Raw genomic sequence first — 16,808 nt, 5'->3', positions numbered from 1 at the left:
AGGTCCCGGCCCGGGTGCGCGGTCAGTCGCCGCCGCGCAACAGATAGCCGTCGCGGATCGCGGAGGGGTCGGCGAACGGCCCGCTGCCGTACGGATGCAGGGCGATGGAGAGCTCGTTCGCGGCCGGCCCCTGCTCCGGATGGGCCGCGAAGTCCCCGTCCCTGGCGTTGAGTTGGCGTTGTACGCCCTGCTGGCAGGTCTTGGCCAACTGGTCCGCCTCGACCGCGGACAGCGACAGCCCGGGCCGCAGCTGGACGTGGACCACGGGTCTCGCCTCCAGGTCGCCGCCCGGGTCCAGGCTGAGACGGAACCCCACGATCAGCCCGGACAGCGGATTGTCCTCGAAGAGTCCGCGCTCGACGTCCTGCGGATAGCTGTTGGCGCCCATCACGACTCCCGGCCCCGGACGGTGGGTTGTACCGACATCCTCGGGGCCCGCCACTCGGGCGTCATGAGTCGGGCTACTCAGCTCCGCGGGTGAGTATCCGAGCCCGGTGCCGTCGCGACGAGGGACCGTTCGACGCACGCCACGGCGGTGTACGCGCCGAACGCGGCGAGGTGTAGCAGCGCGGCGTCGTCGGACGCTCCCTCGGGGGCCGTCAGGCGCCAGAACTCCACGTCGGCCGCGGTGAGTTGGGACGGGGTCAGGGCCGTCAGGAGGGCCACGGCGGCAGCCGGGCGGTCGGCGCCGCGAAGCCCGGTCAGTGCGGCGTAGAGCCAGCCGCGGGCTACAAGGTGACGGTCAGTCATTTCAAGTTCGGGCGGCCGTCCGTCGTGTGCGGCGACAATCGTCCGTACCCGCTCCCGAGCGGTTTCGGTGAGTGCCTGATCGGTGTCCGTCGCCGCGGACCGCAGCGCCGCCAGCCCCGCGCCCAGCGGCGCCCCGCCGGCCCACGACGGCTCCGGGCCGATGGCCCCCACCAACAGCGACAGGCTCTCCCCGGGGCGCGGTGCGTGCGTCGGCTCCGGCCGCGCCGCGGCCCGGCCGCCCAAGAAGCGCCGCGGCCAGTCCCGCGCGTCGTGGCCGGCCCGCGCGGACAGCAGCGCGGAGCCGAGCCGGGTGAGGAAGTGGGTGGTCAGGGCGGTGCCCAGGAATTCGGGGAGGTGATCGGCAGGGACGGGCGGGCCGACCGGCGGGCCGTCCGGGACGGCCGTGGCGGCGCCCCAGTCCAGCAGTCGGGCGTGGCCGGGATCCCCGGGCGTACCGCCGTCGCGGACCGTCCGGGCCAGCGCGGGGTGACCATCGGTGCGCAGTGCCCGGACGTGGGTGCGCAGCACCGGCGCGCATCCGCGGGCCCGTGCCACACCGGCCGCGACCAGCTCCTTGTCCCGGCGCGGCGCCGCGCCGACCACCAGGGACTCGCGGACCGCCACCCAGGTCGCGCACAGCAGCTCGGGTGCGCCGTAGAGCAGTCGGAACTCCGCGGGGATGTCGCTCGCGCCGAAGTGGTCCGCCAACTGGTCGTAGATGGCGCGGAGTTGGCCGGATCCTGCGGTGGTGGGGTCCACGGGGGTGGTGTGCGGGAAGGGGCTCGGCACGACGGTCTCCAGTTCGGGTGCGGCGACCCCACGGCGGCCGCCTCCGGAGTTGATCATCGCCGTACCGGGCGTGTCCTGGCGTCGTACGGAGGGCGACACTTCCCCCTACCGCACCCGGAGTGTGACCGGATCCCGCCTCCACCCACCGGAGTAGGGGAGACCCGTAAGGGAACCCCCGGGGCGGGCTCGTCCGGGGCGGGCTCGTCCGGGGCGGCGGCCGGTACCGCGCGGTCCGGCCGCCGCCCGCTCACTCCCCGCCCGCAACCGCCCCGGACGCACCCTCGACCGAGCCGTCGGCCAGGCCGCCCGTCACACCGCCGGCCAGGCCGTCGCCCAAGCCGAAGGCGGACAGCAGTCGCTCCGCCGCCAGCGTCGCGGTGATCTCGCCCGCCCTGACCGCCCGTTCGACCTCCGGCCCCAGCCGGCGGACGCCCGGATGCTCCTGGAGGCGGTCGATCAACCGCTCCCGGACCATCGACCAGGTCCAGTCGACCTGCTGGGTCCGGCGCCGCTCGGCGAGCGCACCGGTGGACTCCAGCAGGGTGCGGTGCTGCTCGATCCGCTCCCACACCGTCTTGAGCCCGGTGCCTTCGCGGGCACTGCAGGTCAGCACCGGCGGGGTCCACGCCGCGTCGACGGGCTGCAACAGGCGGAGCGCGCCGGCGAGTTCACGGGCCGCCGACCGGGCGTCCCGTTCGTGCGGACCGTCCGCCTTGTTGACCGACACCAGGTCCGCCAGCTCCAGGACGCCCTTCTTGATGCCCTGCAACTGGTCGCCGGTGCGGGCCAACGTCAGCAGCAGGAACGTGTCCACCATGTTGGCGACGGTGGTCTCCGACTGGCCGACACCGACCGTCTCCACCAGGACCACGTCGTACCCCGCGGCCTCCATCACCACGATCGACTCCCGGGTGGCCCGCGCCACCCCGCCCAGCGTGCCGGACGTGGGGGAGGGACGGACGAAGGCCGCCGGATCGGTCGCCAGCCGCTCCATCCGGGTCTTGTCGCCCAGGATGGAACCGCCGGTCCGGCTGGAGGACGGATCGACGGCCAGCACCGCCACCCGGTGCCCCATACCGGTCAGCAGGGAGCCCAGGGCGTCGATGAAGGTCGACTTGCCGACGCCCGGAACCCCGCTGATGCCCACCCGCCGGGCCGCCCCCGAGTACGGCAGCAGCCGCACCAACAGCTGCTGGGCCGCCACCCGGTGGTCGGCGCGGGTGGACTCGACCAGGGTGACCGCGCGGGCGATCCAGGCCCGGGAGCCCGCCCGCACCCCCTCGGCGTACCGGTCGACATCGATCCTCGGAGCCATCGCCCTCCAGCCCTCCGCCCTACAGCTCGTGGCCGAGGACCGTCGCCAGGTCCCGCACCAGGTCGTGGGCCGCGTCCGGGATGACCGTGCCGGGCAGGAACACCGCGGCGGCGCCCATGTCCCGCAGCGGCTGGACGTCCTGCGGCGGGATCACCCCGCCGACCACGATGGTGATGTCCTCCCGGTCCTCCGCCGCCAGTGCCTCCCGCAGCGCCGGCACCAGCGTCAGATGACCGGCCGCCAGCGAGGACACCCCGACGATGTGCACATCGGCCTCCACCGCCTGCCGGGCCACCTCGGCCGGGGTCTGGAACAGCGGGCCGACGTCGACGTCGAAGCCCAGGTCGGCGAAGGCCGTGGCGATCACCTTCTGGCCGCGGTCGTGGCCGTCCTGGCCCATCTTGGCCACCAGGATGCGCGGCCGGCGGCCCTCCGCGCGCTCGAACGCGGCCACCAGTTCCCGGGTGCGCTCGACCCCCGACGAGGGGCCCGCTTCGTCTCGGTACACACCGGAGATGGTACGGATCTGGCCGGAGTGGCGGCCGTAGACCTCCTCCAGGGCGTCCGAGATCTCCCCGACGGTCGCCATCGCCCGGGCCGCGTCCACCGCCAGCGCGAGCAGATTGCCCTCAAGTCCCGGGCCGGGCGCGGCCTTCGCCGCCTCGGTCAGCGCCCGCAGCGCCCGCTGGCAGGCGTCCTCGTCGCGCTCCGCGCGCAGCCGCTTGAGCTTGTCGATCTGCTGCGCCCGCACCGCGGAGTTGTCGACCTTGAGGACCTCGATCTCCTCGTCGGTCTCCACCCGGTACTTGTTGACGCCGATCAGCGCCTGCCGCCCCGAGTCGATCCGCGCCTGCGTACGGGCCGCCGCCTCCTCGACCCGCATCTTCGGGATGCCCGCGTCGATCGCCTTGGCCATCCCGCCGGCCGCCTCGACCTCCTCGATGTGCGCCCAGGCCCGGCGCGCCAGATCGTGGGTGAGCCGCTCGACGTACGCGCTGCCGCCCCACGGGTCGATCACCCGGCAGGTGCCCGACTCCTGCTGGAGGAACAGCTGGGTGTTGCGGGCGATCCGCGCCGAGAAGTCGGTGGGCAGCGCCAGCGCCTCGTCGAGCGCGTTGGTGTGCAGCGACTGGGTGTGGCCCTGGGTCGCGGCCATCGCCTCCACACACGTGCGGGTGACGTTGTTGAACACGTCCTGCGCGGTCAGCGACCAACCCGAGGTCTGCGAATGGGTGCGCAGCGAAAGGGACTTGGCGTTCTTCGGGTCGAACTTCTGGACCAGCCGCGCCCACAGCAGCCGGGCCGCGCGGAGCTTGGCGACCTCCATGAAGAAGTTCATGCCGATCGCCCAGAAGAACGACAGGCGCGGCGCGAACGCGTCCACGTCCATCCCCGCCGCCATGCCCGCACGCAGGTACTCCACCCCGTCGGCGAGGGTGTACGCCAGCTCCAGGTCGGCCGTCGCACCCGCCTCCTGGATGTGGTAGCCGGAGATCGAGATGGAGTTGTACCGCGGCATCTTCTGCGAGGTGTACGCGAAGATGTCGGAGATGATCCGCATCGAGGGCTGCGGCGGATAGATGTAGGTGTTGCGGACCATGAACTCCTTGAGGATGTCGTTCTGGATGGTCCCGGCCAGCTTCTCGGGCGGTACGCCCTGCTCCTCGGCGGCCACGATGTACAGGGCGAGAACGGGCAGCACCGCGCCGTTCATCGTCATCGACACCGTCATCTTGTCCAGCGGGATGCCCTCGAAGAGCTGCCGCATGTCGTAGATCGAGTCGATGGCCACGCCCGCCATGCCGACGTCACCGGTCACCCGCGGGTGGTCGCTGTCGTAGCCGCGGTGGGTGGGCAGGTCGAAGGCGACCGACAGGCCCTTCTGGCCGGCGGCGAGGTTGCGCCGGTAGAAGGCGTTGGACTCCTCGGCGGTGGAGAAGCCCGCGTACTGCCGGATCGTCCAGGGCTGGTTGACGTACATCGTCGGGTACGGGCCGCGCAGATACGGCGCGATGCCCGGGTACGTGCCCAGGAAGTCCAGACCGTCGACGTCGGCCGCGGTGTAGAGCGGTTTGACGTCGATGCCCTCCGGCGTCTCCCAGGTCAGGTCCGCGACGCTCTTGCCGGTGGCCTGCTGGACCGCCTCCGCCCACCGGGCCCCGTCGCCGGACACCGCCGCCCCGGACAGATCGCCCAGCTCCACCGCGCTGAAATCGGGGATGGCGCCCTCTAGCCGTGCCGTCTCCGTCATCCCGCCACCTCCGTGACATCCAGGGCCGAGGACAGCACCCCGGCCACATCGCAGCCCACGAACACGAACGTGTCCACTCCGGCCGCCACGAACTCCTCGCGGCGCGCACCCGGCTTGCCCGCCAGGTACACCCGCACCGCGCCCGCCGACTTCAGCGCCGCGGCCACCTCCACCGCCTGCTCGGCGTAGACCGCGTCACTGGAACACACGCACGCGATCCGCGCGCCGCTCGCCGCGAACGCCGAGGCCACCGACGCAGCCGTCACCTGCTCCGGTACGGTCTCGATCCCGCCCGCCTGGAAGAGGTTGGCGGCGAACGCCACCCGCGCGGTGTGCGCCGCGACCGGACCCAACGCGGCCAGGAACGCCTTCGGACGCGCCCCGCCGGCCGCCGACTGCGCATCGGATCGGGCCCGCAGCGCCTCGAACGCGTCGTCCCGGCGCACCCGCGGCAGCCCCCCACCGGCCGGCAGCGGGGCCGGCTCACGCTTCAGCGGAGCCTCGGCCAGGTGCGGGAACTCGCTGACCCCGGTGATCGGTTCCCGGCGGTGCGCCAGGTCCTCGCTGCGCCGCTGCCAGGTCTCCGCCAACCGGTCGCCGAGCATCCCGGACCGCAGCGCGGCGGCCTGACCGCCCGCGCCCTCGATCTCCTGGAAGAACGCCCAGCCCGCGCGGGCAAGTTCGGCGGTGAGCTGTTCGACGTACCAGGAACCGCCGGCCGGATCGATCACCTTCGCCAGGTGCGACTCCTCCAGCAGCACCGACTGGGTGTTCCGGGCGATCCGCCGGGCGAACGCGTCCGGCAGGCCCAGCGCCGCGTCGAACGGCAGCACCGTCACCGCGTCCGCGCCGCCCAGACCCGCGGACAGCCCGGCCACCGTGGTGCGCAGCATGTTCACCCACGGGTCCCGACGGGACATCATGACCGTCGAGGTGACCGCGTGCTGGCGCTGCCCGGCGGCGGCCGACGACACCCCGCAGACCTCGGCGACCCGGCCCCACAGCAGCCGGGCCGCGCGCAGCTTGGCGATGGTCAGGAACTGGTCGGCGGTGGCGGCGTACCGGAACTCCAGCTGGCGGCAGGCGGCGTCGATGCCCAGGCCCCGCCCGTCCGCGGTCAGTTCGCGCAGATACCCCACCCCGGTGGCCAGTGAGGCGCCCAACTCCTCGGCCGCCGAGCCGCCCGCCTCGTGGTACGGCAGGGCGTCGACGGTGACCGTACGGATCCGCGGGGCGCTCGCCTCGACCACGCCGGCCAACCGGGCGGCGGCCGCCAGCCCGTCGGCCAGCCCGCGGTCGTCGCCGGTACGGGCCAGCAGGCCCAGCGGATCGGCGCCCAGCACACCCGACGTCTCGGACAGCGCCACCCCGGACTCCCGGTACAGCCGCAGCAACTCCTCGGCCGCCGCGGGGAATTCCGCGCCCGCGTCCAGGACCACCGGCGCCAGGTCCAGATAGACGCCGCGGAGCGCCTCCGCCAGACCGGACACCGGCACCCCGCCGGCACCGACGGCCAGCCACACGGAGGTGACGCCGTTCTCCAGGTCGGCGAGGAGCGCCTCGTTGACCCGCCGCGGGTCGGTGCCGACGTGGCGCTGCCGCACGTCCCATCCGGAGGCGGCCGTGCCCTCGGGCCGGGCCGCCCGGACGAACGGGGAGAAGCCGGGCAGGCCCACGGCGGGTGGCGCGTCCTCGGCGGTGTACAGGGGACGGACACGGATGTCGTCCTGGAGATCCGTGGCGAGCGCGTCCTCGGCGGCGGCACCCGCAGCATCGGAGGCGCCCGATTTGCGGAGTACGCCTTCGACGAGACGCTGCCACTGCTCGCGTTCGGCCGCCGGGAAGGCCGCGGCCAGGGGGAGTTCGGGGGACTGGGCGGTCATGGCAGCAGGCTAGGCGAACGACCGTTAGCCGGAGCAGGGGCTCGGGCTGTGACCTTGCCCTCGTTGATGCCGGCGCTGATCGCCGTGTACAGGGCGAATCCGCCCCGGACGGACCTCCGCGGCCCCCTCCGGCCGCTCCCGGAACCACGCCCTCCGTCGCGCTACGGTGACCCCGCACCCCACCGAGGAGCGGAATGCGCAACCCGCCGATCACCCGCACCACCCTCGCCGTCGTCCTGCTCGCCCTCCTGCTCCTGACCGCCGCCGCGGCCGCGGCCCTGCTGGTGCCGGCCCCCGCCCGCGGGCCCGGCCCCCGCGCCGCCTGCCCGGGCCGCACCCTCGCCGGCTGGTCCGCCGACCCCGGAACCACCGCGGCGTTCGCCCGCTACGGCGACGACAACTCCCGTACCGACGACTGGACCGGCGGCGACGGCACCCACTCCGTGCGCCTCCCGGACGGCCGCACGCTCTGGCTGTTCTCCGACACCTTCCTCGACCGGATCCACCCCCCGCCCAACCCCCAGGGCGCGCCCTTCCGTTGGCGCACCGCCGACGCCGGCGGCACCCCGTTCCTGCGGCACAACTCCCTCGTGCTGATGAACCCCGCGGGCACCCCGGAGCGCACCCTGACCGGCGGCACCCCCGCCGCACCCGGGCCGTACTTCCCCGACCCGCCCGGCGGCGGATGGCGCTGGCCGGTGCACGCGACCGTGGAACCCCGCATCCCCGGCGCACCGGAGCAGGTCGTCCGGGTACTGCTGTGGAACCGCGTCCCCGGCACCGGCCCGTGGATCTTCGGGATGCCGCACGGCACCGAGGTCGCCACCCTCTCCCTGCCCGACCTCCGGCTGGAGTCCCTCACCCCGGTCGCCGACCAGCACACCGTCACCGACCCGGGCCGACGCGTCCTCTACGGCACCGCGCTGGTCCGCGACGGCGACTGGACGTACGTCTTCGGCGGCGACGACCCGCCCTCGACCCCGGCCGACAGCGGCTATCTGGCCCGGGTCCCGGCCGGCCGGCTCGCGGACCGGGCGGCCTGGCGGTTCTGGGACGGCGCCCACTGGCGGCCGGACGCCACGCGGGCCGCGCCGGTCCTGCGCGGCGGCGGCCGGCGCGGCGTCGGCAGCGCCTTCACCGTCGTCCGCGACGGGGGGACGTGGGTGCTGCTCACCATGGACACCGGGGGCGGCGGCACCGCCGGGCTACGGACGATCACCGGCTACTGGGCCTGCTCACCCCAGGGTCCCTGGCACGGCCCGGCCGGCCGGATCACCCCGCCGCGCCCGACCGGCCCCGATCCCGACCACGTCGCGGTCTACAACCCGCAGGCGCACCCGGAGTTCACCACCGGCACCGGCCTGCTCCTCAGCTATGACATCAACTGGCTGGGCCCACCCGGCGCCCCCGCCGACCCAGTGGTCAACGGCGACGTGGAGCTGTACCGCCCGCGGTTCCTCCGGGTCCGGCTGGCACCTACGGGGCGGTGACGAGCGGCACGGTGCGGCTCAACTCCCCTGCTTCTCCCGCCAGATGCGGGCCTGCTCCTCGATGTCGAACGGGACGCGGTCCAGCGGCGGTCCCTCGGGCGGGGTGGCCAGCGCCGCCCGGATCCGGCCGTTGATCTCGGTCAGGATGCGGCGGAGCGCGGCCTCGCTCGGCGCGGCGGAGGCGGCCGCCAGTGCGTCCTCGATCTCCTTGCGCAGGACGAGGCTGGGCGGGAGGAAGGAGACCTGCTCCCGGCCCATCTTCTCCTTGATCCACCACATCTCGTCGTAGGGCTGGTCGAGATTGCGGAGGGGCTTGCCGAAGCCCGGAAGGCTGTCGAAGCCACCGCGCTCGGCCGATTCGCGGATCTGCTTCTCGACCCAGCTCTCGAAGCTGACGCCGGGGGGTTTGCGCTCGGTCATCGTGGGAGTCTCCCAAGGTGTGGCCGGACGGTCCTCGCCTCTTCACGGTAGCGCAGGCCCCTGTCCGGCCCGGGCCCCGGAGCGGGGCGCCCGGTCAGCCGCCTCCGCCGCCGGTCTCGCCGACGCCGGTCGGGGTCGGCTGGACCAGCGGGAAGGCGTTGCTGCCACCGCACACCATGGGGCCGACCCGGACGCCTTCGCCGACCAGGGTCACCGTGACCTGGCCCGGTGGTTTGTTCCCGGGGACCCGGGCGTTGGCCGCGGTGCACACCAGCTGGTTCAGCGAGGCCGGGTCCAGCAGCTTGGCGTTGACCGGCAGGGTGATCACGACCTGGCCGGGCCCGGACGACGCGGTGAGCGGAGCGGGGAACTTCGGCACCACACTGGAGAGCCCACGCATCCGCTCGGCGTGGTTGGGCCCCTGCACCAGCAGGTCGATCGCGGCCTGCGGATCCAGCGGTTCCCGCGCCGGGCGGGTCGCCGGGTGGAGTCCGTCCGGGCCGTAGAAGAACAGCTGCACATTGGCCGTCGGCTTGCCCGGGGCCCGTACCCCGGTCGCCGGCTCACCGGCGTCGATCACATCGGTGGATTCGATCCCACAGCCGGCCAGCGCCGCGGTGAGCACCCCGGCCAGGGCACCCAGCACGGCCCGGCGGCCGGGGACACGGCGCACGGCGGGGCGGCACGCGGCCGTACGGCGTGCGGTCAGGCGTCGATCGGTCATGCGGTGTCGTTCCCCTTCCCGGCATCGGCGGGCTTCCCGACGGGCTCGTCGGTGGCCTCACCGGCCGGTGCTTCCTCCTGTCGCAGCGGCAGCTCCACAGTGAACACCGCACCGCCCTCCGGGGCGTTGGCGGCGCGCAGGACGCCGCCGTGCAGCCGGACGTTCTCCTGCGCGATGGCCAACCCCAGTCCGCTGCCCTCGGACCGGGCACGGGCCGAGTCCGCCTTGTAGAAGCGGTCGAAGACGTGCGGCAGCACCTCCGGGTCTATCCCCGGACCGCTGTCGCGGATCTCGATCAGCAGGGTGGTATCGCCGGGCTCCGGCGCGCACAACACCACCCGGACCGGTTCGCCGCCGTGGTGCAGGGCGTTGCCCACCAGGTTGGCGACCACCACGTCCAGCCGGCGCGGGTCGAGCCGGGCCCGGACGTCGTCCGGCAACTGGGCGGTCACCCGGTTCTGCCAGGCGCGGGCCTGGAGGGTCTTGCGGATCGTCTCGGCGACGTCCACCTCGTCCAGGTGGAGCGCGGCGGCGCCGGCGTCGAACCGCGAAACCTCCATCAGGTCCTCCACCATCCGCGCCAGCTTCCCGGTCTCCTGGCTGATCAGCCGGACCGCGGAGGCGGTGTCCGGATCGAGCGAGTCGGCATCCTCGTCCAGCACGTCGGTCACCGCGGCCATCGCCGCCAGCGGCGTCCGCAGCTCGTGCGAGACATCGGCCGCGAACCGCCGGGAGTTGGCCTCCATCCGGCGCAGCTCCGCCACGCTCTCCTCCAGCTTCGCCGCCATCTCGTTGAACGTCCGTGACAGATCGGCGAGTTCGTCGGAGCCCTTGACCTCCAGCCGGGTGTCCAGCTTGCCCTCGGCGATCCGCCCGGCGGCCTGCCGCAGCCCCCGGACGGGCCGCAGCACCCCGCGCGCCGCGAACAGCGGCAGGATCACCGCGAGCGCGAAGGCCGGCAGCGCCCCGCCCCGCGCGGCGGTCACCAGCGCCTCGACGTTGGCCTCCTCGGCGCGCAGCGGCAGCTGGGCGTAGACCGTCAGCGGGGACGGCTGGTTGTCGGTCTGCCGCACCGGCATCCCGATCAGCAGCCAGGGCGCGCCGTCCCGGTCGATGCGCTGGAACGCCGGCACCCGCCGCTTCTCCACCGACGCCTTGAAGTCGGCCGGCACCACCATGTCGCGCCGCAGCCCGGCCGCGCCGTCGTCCGGCACGCCGTTGTAGTGCACCGAGATGTCCCAGTCGCGGGACTTGCCGGAGCGTTCCAGCTTCACCCGGAAGAAATCCAGGTCCGACTGGGACGGCGGCACCGCCAGTTCCGGCGCCAGCGAATTGACCTGGGCCCGCAGGTCGTTGACGGCGCCGTCCTGGGACCGCTGGAGGATGGCGTTCCGGGCCTCCCGGTAGGTCAGCCCTGCGGTGGTCAGCGCACTGACCGCGGCCACCAGCAGGAACGCCACCACGAGCCGGGCGCGCAGACCGCGCACCGCGGACATGCCCGGCATCAGGCGGCGGAGGCGGCTCACAGGGGTCCGAAGCGGTAACCGAAACCGCGCACGGTCTGGACGTACCGGGGGCTGCGCGGGGTGTCCTCTATCTTCGTCCGCAGCCGCATCACGCAGGCGTCCACCAGCCGCGCGTCGCCGTGGTAGCTGTGCTCCCAGACGTGCTCCAACAGCTGCTGGCGGCTGAAGACCTGGCCCGGGGTCGCGGACAGGAACAGCAGCAGCTTCATCTCGGACGGCGCCAGCGCCAGGTCCTGGCCGCCCTTGCTGACGACCAGCCCGGCCCGGTCGATGGTCAGTTCGCCGTAGGTCTCCACCGGCGTGGGCCCCGGCTCGGTGGCCGGGGCGCCGTCGGTGGGCAGCGCGGTGCGCCGCAGCACCGCCCGGATCCGGGCTTCCAGGACCTCACCACGGGCCGGTTTGACGATGTAGTCGTCGGCCCCGGCCTCCAGCCCGAGGACCACGTCGAGGTCGTCGCCGCGGGCGGTGAGCATGATGATCGGCAGCTGCCGCTCGGCGCGGATGAGCCGGCAGATCTCGAAGCCGTCCTTGCCGGGCAGCATCAGATCCAGCAGAACGATGTCGGGGCGGAAGCCCGGCAGCGCCGCCAGCCCTTCCTCGCCGCTGGCCGCGGCCGCGACGTCATGGCCGCGCCGCCGCAGCGCGAGGGACACCCCGTCCCGGACGGCGGCGTCGTCCTCGATCAGAAGTACTCGTGGCATGGGTCCAGTATCAATAAGTTTCATGATGGATCCGTAACAGGCGCAGCCTGTCCCGAGTCCTGTGCATCTGTGGGAGTGAAGCCGGCGTCCGTACCAAGGGGCACACCACGCCGCCGGCAGGTATATCAGCAGAGCACACGAGGGGCGGGTTCGACATGGCAGGGCGCTTCGGCAGGGGACGGCGCTTCGGTATCGAAGGCGGGATCATCGGCGTGACCACCGCGGCGGTGGCGTCGCTGGCGGTGGCGGGAGCCTTCGCATTCCTCCAACCCAGCGCCGAGGCGGATACGGTCACGCAGGGCCGGAAGCCGGCCCAACCGCCGCGCACCGCCCCGGTCGACCCGACCATCGCGCACGCCTCGGACCGTCCGGGCCGCAGCCTCAACATCACCATCGACGACGGCCCGGACCCCGTCTGGACCCCGAAGGTCCTCGCGGTCCTCAAGGAGAACGGCGTCAAGGCGACCTTCTGCATGATCGGCCCGCAGGCCGCGGCGCACCCCGACGTCGTCAAGAAGGTGGTGGCCGACGGCCACAAGCTCTGCGACCACACCGTCAGCCACAACACCGCCATGGACCACCGGCCGGACGACTACCAGTCCCGGCAGATCCTCGACGCCCAGAAGATGATCGAGGACGCGGCGGGCGGCGCCAAGGTCGAGTACTACCGCGCCCCCGGCGGCGCCTTCACCCCCTACAGCCGCCAGCTGGCCGCCGAACACGGTATGCGTCCGCTGGGCTGGAACGTCGACAGCAAGGACTTCGAGGGCGGCACCGTCGCGAAGATCGAGTCGACCGTCCGCGGCGAACTCCGCAACGGCCCCACCGTCCTCTTCCACGACGGCGGCGGCAACCGGGCCCGCACGGTGGAGGCGTTGGAGCGGCTGCTGCCGTGGATGAAGCAGCAGGGCTACGGCTTCGGGTTCCCGCAGCGGTAGCGCACCCCCACACAGCCGAACGGGCCGGTTTCCACCGGCCCGTTCGTCGTGTCCTGCCCGTTTCGCGTCCCGTGCGGCGCCGCCTCGCCGCACGCGGTACCGCCTCACGCGGTGCCGAACAGCTCCGCCAGTCCCTGGTCCACGCCCAGGTGTTCGTGCTCCCGCCCGTCCGGCACCGCCTCGTACGAGCGGGCCAGGAACCGCCGGACGTCCGCGGTCCGCAACTGGACCATGGCGATGCCCTCGTCGGCGTGGAACTCCATCACCGTGCGGTCCGGACCCGACGGCCGCACCCGTACGTCGCCCCGGCCGGCCGCGCCGCGCAGCCCCTCGGCGAGCAGGTCCCGGGCGAACGCCCAGTCCACCGCCGCACCGTCGAGCGAGATCTCCGGGGGGAAGGTCATCCGCACCGCCAGCGGATCGGTCCGCTGGTAGCGGAGTACCGCGGGCACCGCGTGGCCGACCGACGTCGCGAGGAGACGGACCTGGACGGCTTGGTCGATGGCGGTATGCATCGCGGCGACTCCCTCACGGCTGGTCGGCCCGCGTAACGCGGGCGCGGTCATCCTGTAGGACGGTCTGCCCGGCCTCGCCGTGCATACGGCGGGGGTGTGATCTGCGTCATGCAGCCGGTGTCGGACCGCCGTTCCGTGCCGGACGGGTGAGGAATTCGTCCAGGATGCCCGGGGTCGCGGCCGCCGCGAAGCCGGGCGCGGTGCCCTCCGCGAGGTCCGGGATGCGGTAGCCCTCCTCGCCCGCGGCCACCGCCGCGGTGAGCGTCACCAGCCCGGCCCGACGGGTGAACGGCGAGGTGGTGAACGTCCAGGCGGCGACGGCCTCGCGCCGGAGGGCCAGGGTGTCCCGGCTGAAGGTGCCCGAGCGGGTGACCAGATGGCGGCCGGCGATCCCGTGCCCCAGATTCCGGTACGCGTCCCGGGCCAGCCACAGCACCATCGGCGTGGTGACCACCGCGTAGATCCACGCGGCGTGCAGCAGGACGGGAGTGAACGCCGCCCCGAGACCGGCCAGCAGCGCGCTGCCCGGCAGTACCACGAAGAGCAGCCCGCGCATCCGCCGCCGACGCAGCGCGACCCGCGGATGCCGGATCAGTCGACCGTGCTGACTGTCCGTCAGTTCCTCGGACGGGAACGGGGATTGCAACGCCCCGCCGGCCACCCGGACCGCCTCCCGCCGGGGCGCCGGCGGGAGCAGCCCGCTGCGCTTGCGGTTCTCTTCCTTGTTGCCCAGACCGCCCGCCACCGCGCGCACCGTCGCCCCGCCGCCGGCCCGCAGCAGCAGCGGTTCGCGCAGTACCACCCCGCGCAGCCGGGCCCGCTCGATGGTCACCGAGCGGGTGGTCAGCAGCCCCCGCTGCACCCGCAGCGTGCCGGCGTCGGCCCACTCCAGGCGGTAGCTCCACCAGTTCTCGACGTAGAGGACGATCGCGCCGACCGTGCCCAGCACGATCACCACCAGCAGCGCCGCGGGGATGGTCAGCCACAGCATCCCGGTGCCGAACTCCTCGAACGCCCGCCGTACGAAGCCGAGTTTCCAGGGCTCGATGCCCATCTCGTGCAGCGCCCGGTAGGCCGAGCCGCCCGCGGCGAACACCCCGCCGACGACCCAGAAGGTGAGCGGCGCGTACCGCAGCCAGCGCCAGCTGATCCGCGCCAGCACCGGGTCCTCGGCGACCGCTCCGGTGGCCGCGCGGGCCAGCAGTTCGGCGCGCAGCCGCTCGCCCTCGGCCACCGGGAGGGCCTCCAGCGACAGTTCGCCGCTGCCCTCACCGGAGCCCGCCGTGCCGGCCCGCAGCACCGTGACGCCCAGCAGCCGGTGCAGCGGCGACGCGGTCAGGTCGACGGTGCGGATCCGGTGCAGTGGCACGCTCCGCAGCCGCCGGGTGAGCAGTCCGCTCCGCACGTCCAGGCTCTCGCCGGTGACCCGGAAATCCGTGCGCGCCCAGCGGATCAGCCCGGCCGCGGTGACCACGGCGAAGGCGGTGGCGATCGCGGCGAGGGTGAGCCAGGCGCCGCCGGTGATCCGCCCGCCGGTGGCCAGCGCGGTCAGCGCCAGCGAGCCGAGCGGCGCCCCCAGCCAGCCGCAGTGCACCAGCAGGGTGCGGGGGCTCAACCGCCGCCACTCGGGCGCGGCCGGCGTCGCGGGCTGCCCGTCGGCGTACGACGTGGCGGTCGGTGCGCCGTCGTCGTTGCCCTTCCAGGGGGTGCTCATGCGGCATCACCCGGCACGTCCTGCGCGACCTCACCGATCCGTCGGGACAGCGCCTCGGCATCCGCGTCCGACAGGCCGGCGATCTTGATGTCGCCGGCGGTCGAAGCGGTGGTGACGGTCACCGTCGCCAGCCCGTACCGCCGCTGTATCGGCCCGCGCAGGGTGTCCACCGTCTGCACCCGGGACAGCGGCGCGATCCGCCGCTTCTGCCAGAACCAGCCGCCCGCCGCGTAGACCGCGCGCTCGCCCAGCTCCCAGGCGTGCACCGCGTACCGCATCCGCGGCATGACCACGAGGTAGCCCACCGCCGGCAGGACCAGGACGACCAGCAGCAGCGGCCCCAGCCACGGCAGCGCCCCCGGGAAGAAGAGCAGCGACAGCACCGCCATGACCAGCGCGGTCAGCAGCATCGGCCCGCTGAGCGTGAGCAGTGCCTGGACCCGCCACCAGGAGCGGGCGCGGGGATCGACGCGGTGCCGGGGCGGGCGGAGGAGCGGTGCGGCGTGCTCGGGCATGAGGGGTCACCGTTTTCCAAGTCAAACGTATTGTGTGGCGGTACGTTATAACGGTACGAGCGACTTGTAAAAGTCGGCCGGTCACCGGCGCCGGATGGACGCCGACGCCGCAACGGAAGGGACGCCGGACCGCGCCGACAGGATGAGCGCGCCGGGACGCCACACGACGGAAGCGCCATGCGTCAGGGGTCATGCCGAGGAGGGGTATCGAGGGGCGGTGGTGTCGAGGAGCGGCTTCGAGGAGAGCGGTTTCGAGAGGGGCGCTGAGGGGCGGTGCTGGGGGGCGGTACCGAGGAGCAGCGTTACGGAAAGCGCAGCAGTACGGAAGAGCAGCGTTACGGAAACGCAGCGCGGAAGAGCAGTACGGATGAGATGAAAGGAAGCCGCCCGTGCCCAAGAAGGTGGATCACGAAGCCAGGCGCCAGGAGATCTCGGCAGCACTCTGGCGGCTCGCGAACACCCGGGGTGTGGACGGGGTCAGCCTGCGCGACGTCGCCACCGAGGCCGGGATCTCGCTCGGCCGGATCCAGCACTACTTCCGCAACCGGGACGAGTTGCTCCTGTTCGCCCTCCGGCACATCAACCACCAGGCCACCGAACGGATCCGGCAGCGCCTCCAGGCCCTGGAGGAGGAGCCGACGCCGCGTACGGTTCTCCGCGTCTGCTGCGCCGGCATGCTCCCGCTGGATGCGGAGAGCCGCGCCGGCCTCCTGGTCGGCGCGGCCTACTACTCCCGCGCGGTCCACGACCCCGCCCTGGGCGCGGAGGCCAGGGACGGCATCCCCAAGCTCCGTGACTTCTTCGCCGGCCAGTTGCGGCTGGCCGCCGAGCGCGGTGAGGTGCCGCCCGAGCGCGCCAACGAGGACGAGGCGATGCTCCTGATCGCCCTCGCCGACGGCCTCGCCTCCTACGTCCTGCTGGGCATCCACGGCCCCGAGCAGGCGCTCGCCCTGCTGGATCGGCAACTGGACGGCCTCTTCGGGCCGGAGGCCACCCCGGGAGGCGGCGCCGGCTCGCGAATCGGTGTCGGTGATGGTGTCGATGCCGATGCTGACGCCAGCGTTGACGCCGGCGGCGGCAGTGGCAGCGGCAGCGACGACGGGAGAGGCGCCGACGCCGGCAGTGATGCCGGAGACCACGTCGGTCGGGAGCGTGGACCGGCAGCGAAGCCCACCGAACGCACCTGACGTACCGTCAGTCGTGCGCCGCACGACCCATCGGCCGGCTTTCCGCGCTTTCGCGCCATCGCCGCTCGGCCCGTTCGCGCGGTCTGCCAT

At 73.4% G+C, this 16,808-nt stretch carries 15 protein-coding genes; 3 read left to right on the top strand and 12 right to left on the bottom strand.

Translation table 11 applies throughout. From position 1 onward, the window contains the following. Window positions 1-22: 22 nt before the first annotated feature. From ACFVT2_RS03630 to ACFVT2_RS03610, 5 genes are all read right to left on the bottom strand, one after another. Window positions 23-388, bottom strand: a complete 366-nt coding sequence (locus ACFVT2_RS03630; RefSeq protein ID WP_390011616.1) for a coenzyme f390 synthetase — start codon at window positions 386-388, stop codon at window positions 23-25. A 77-nt stretch (window positions 389-465) separates the two neighbouring features. Beyond that, window positions 466-1,596, bottom strand: coding sequence for a carboxymuconolactone decarboxylase family protein (locus tag ACFVT2_RS03625; RefSeq protein ID WP_390011612.1), 1,131 nt, complete (start codon window positions 1,594-1,596; stop codon window positions 466-468). Window positions 1,597-1,786: 190 nt separating this feature from the next. Then, complete coding sequence (meaB, locus tag ACFVT2_RS03620; RefSeq protein ID WP_390011609.1) at window positions 1,787-2,854, bottom strand: methylmalonyl Co-A mutase-associated GTPase MeaB; 1,068 nt, start codon at window positions 2,852-2,854, stop codon at window positions 1,787-1,789. 19 nt (window positions 2,855-2,873) lie between these two features. Next, window positions 2,874-5,105 (bottom strand): methylmalonyl-CoA mutase, encoded by a 2,232-nt coding sequence (gene scpA, locus ACFVT2_RS03615; protein ID WP_390011606.1) that lies wholly within the window; start codon window positions 5,103-5,105, stop codon window positions 2,874-2,876. After that, window positions 5,102-6,988 carry a methylmalonyl-CoA mutase family protein gene (locus ACFVT2_RS03610; RefSeq protein WP_390011604.1) on the bottom strand — a complete coding sequence of 629 codons (1,887 nt, stop codon included), beginning with the start codon at window positions 6,986-6,988 and terminating at the stop codon, window positions 5,102-5,104. Before ACFVT2_RS03610 ends, scpA begins: the two co-directional genes overlap by 4 nt. 194 nt (window positions 6,989-7,182) lie before the next feature. Between ACFVT2_RS03610 and ACFVT2_RS03605 the strand changes: the two genes are divergently transcribed. Next, window positions 7,183-8,478, top strand: a complete 1,296-nt coding sequence (locus ACFVT2_RS03605; protein ID WP_390011601.1) for a DUF4185 domain-containing protein — start codon at window positions 7,183-7,185, stop codon at window positions 8,476-8,478. An 18-nt stretch (window positions 8,479-8,496) separates the two neighbouring features. Here the strand turns inward: ACFVT2_RS03605 and ACFVT2_RS03600 are convergent, their stop codons facing one another. From ACFVT2_RS03600 to ACFVT2_RS03585, 4 genes are all read right to left on the bottom strand, one after another. Then, a complete protein-coding gene (locus ACFVT2_RS03600; protein WP_390011598.1) occupies window positions 8,497-8,898 on the bottom strand; it encodes a DUF1992 domain-containing protein in 402 nt (133 codons plus the stop codon). Window positions 8,899-8,992: 94 nt separating this feature from the next. Further along, complete coding sequence (locus ACFVT2_RS03595) at window positions 8,993-9,622, bottom strand: hypothetical protein (RefSeq protein ID WP_390011596.1); 630 nt, start codon at window positions 9,620-9,622, stop codon at window positions 8,993-8,995. Then, entirely contained in the window at window positions 9,619-11,127 is a 1,509-nt protein-coding gene (locus ACFVT2_RS03590) for an ATP-binding protein (RefSeq protein ID WP_390012228.1), read from the bottom strand. Before ACFVT2_RS03590 ends, ACFVT2_RS03595 begins: the two co-directional genes overlap by 4 nt. 17 nt (window positions 11,128-11,144) lie before the next feature. Further along, on the bottom strand, window positions 11,145-11,849 hold the full coding sequence (locus tag ACFVT2_RS03585; RefSeq protein WP_390011593.1) for a response regulator: 705 nt from the start codon (window positions 11,847-11,849) through the stop codon (window positions 11,145-11,147). Between the two features lie 155 nt (window positions 11,850-12,004). On the opposite strand from ACFVT2_RS03585, the gene ACFVT2_RS03580 reads away from it, so the two are divergent. Beyond that, a complete protein-coding gene (locus ACFVT2_RS03580) occupies window positions 12,005-12,787 on the top strand; it encodes a polysaccharide deacetylase family protein (RefSeq protein WP_390011590.1) in 783 nt (260 codons plus the stop codon). Window positions 12,788-12,891: 104 nt separating this feature from the next. On the opposite strand, the gene ACFVT2_RS03575 is transcribed toward ACFVT2_RS03580, so the two are convergent. The 3 genes from ACFVT2_RS03575 to ACFVT2_RS03565 form a co-directional block, all read right to left on the bottom strand. Next, window positions 12,892-13,302 (bottom strand): SsgA family sporulation/cell division regulator, encoded by a 411-nt coding sequence (locus ACFVT2_RS03575; RefSeq protein WP_390011587.1) that lies wholly within the window; start codon window positions 13,300-13,302, stop codon window positions 12,892-12,894. Between the two features lie 106 nt (window positions 13,303-13,408). Beyond that, the gene (locus tag ACFVT2_RS03570) at window positions 13,409-15,016 is read right to left on the bottom strand and encodes a PH domain-containing protein (protein WP_390011584.1); all 1,608 of its coding nucleotides are present in this window, start codon (window positions 15,014-15,016) and stop codon (window positions 13,409-13,411) included. Continuing rightward, window positions 15,013-15,531 carry a PH domain-containing protein gene (locus tag ACFVT2_RS03565; protein ID WP_390011581.1) on the bottom strand — a complete coding sequence of 173 codons (519 nt, stop codon included), beginning with the start codon at window positions 15,529-15,531 and terminating at the stop codon, window positions 15,013-15,015. The genes ACFVT2_RS03570 and ACFVT2_RS03565 overlap by 4 nt, the downstream gene beginning before the upstream one ends. 389 nt (window positions 15,532-15,920) lie before the next feature. On the opposite strand from ACFVT2_RS03565, the gene ACFVT2_RS03560 reads away from it, so the two are divergent. Further along, entirely contained in the window at window positions 15,921-16,718 is a 798-nt protein-coding gene (locus ACFVT2_RS03560) for a TetR/AcrR family transcriptional regulator (RefSeq protein WP_390011579.1), read from the top strand. The last annotated feature ends 90 nt before the right edge of the window (window positions 16,719-16,808 follow it).

It is taken from the genome of Streptomyces sp. NPDC058000, assembly GCF_042886435.1.
Lineage (GTDB): Bacteria > Actinomycetota > Actinomycetes > Streptomycetales > Streptomycetaceae > Streptomyces.
The sequence above is the reverse complement of the archived record's forward strand: the minus strand, read 5'-3'. Positions and strand labels throughout refer to the sequence as shown.

Excerpts from the sequence above, each read along its gene's own strand:
- ACFVT2_RS03630 (WP_390011616.1), bottom strand. The coding sequence starts at position 388 with ATGGGCGCCAACAGCTATCCGCAGGACGTCGAGCGCGGACTCTTCGAG.
- ACFVT2_RS03625 (WP_390011612.1), bottom strand. The coding sequence starts at position 1,596 with ATGATCAACTCCGGAGGCGGCCGCCGTGGGGTCGCCGCACCCGAACTG.
- meaB (WP_390011609.1), bottom strand. The coding sequence starts at position 2,854 with ATGGCTCCGAGGATCGATGTCGACCGGTACGCCGAGGGGGTGCGGGCG.
- scpA (WP_390011606.1), bottom strand. The coding sequence starts at position 5,105 with ATGACGGAGACGGCACGGCTAGAGGGCGCCATCCCCGATTTCAGCGCG.
- ACFVT2_RS03610 (WP_390011604.1), bottom strand. The coding sequence starts at position 6,988 with ATGACCGCCCAGTCCCCCGAACTCCCCCTGGCCGCGGCCTTCCCGGCG.
- ACFVT2_RS03605 (WP_390011601.1), top strand. The coding sequence starts at position 7,183 with ATGCGCAACCCGCCGATCACCCGCACCACCCTCGCCGTCGTCCTGCTC.
- ACFVT2_RS03600 (WP_390011598.1), bottom strand. The coding sequence starts at position 8,898 with ATGACCGAGCGCAAACCCCCCGGCGTCAGCTTCGAGAGCTGGGTCGAG.
- ACFVT2_RS03595 (WP_390011596.1), bottom strand. The coding sequence starts at position 9,622 with ATGACCGATCGACGCCTGACCGCACGCCGTACGGCCGCGTGCCGCCCC.
- ACFVT2_RS03590 (WP_390012228.1), bottom strand. The coding sequence starts at position 11,127 with ATGCCGGGCATGTCCGCGGTGCGCGGTCTGCGCGCCCGGCTCGTGGTG.
- ACFVT2_RS03585 (WP_390011593.1), bottom strand. The coding sequence starts at position 11,849 with ATGCCACGAGTACTTCTGATCGAGGACGACGCCGCCGTCCGGGACGGG.
- ACFVT2_RS03580 (WP_390011590.1), top strand. The coding sequence starts at position 12,005 with ATGGCAGGGCGCTTCGGCAGGGGACGGCGCTTCGGTATCGAAGGCGGG.
- ACFVT2_RS03575 (WP_390011587.1), bottom strand. The coding sequence starts at position 13,302 with ATGCATACCGCCATCGACCAAGCCGTCCAGGTCCGTCTCCTCGCGACG.
- ACFVT2_RS03570 (WP_390011584.1), bottom strand. The coding sequence starts at position 15,016 with ATGAGCACCCCCTGGAAGGGCAACGACGACGGCGCACCGACCGCCACG.
- ACFVT2_RS03565 (WP_390011581.1), bottom strand. The coding sequence starts at position 15,531 with ATGCCCGAGCACGCCGCACCGCTCCTCCGCCCGCCCCGGCACCGCGTC.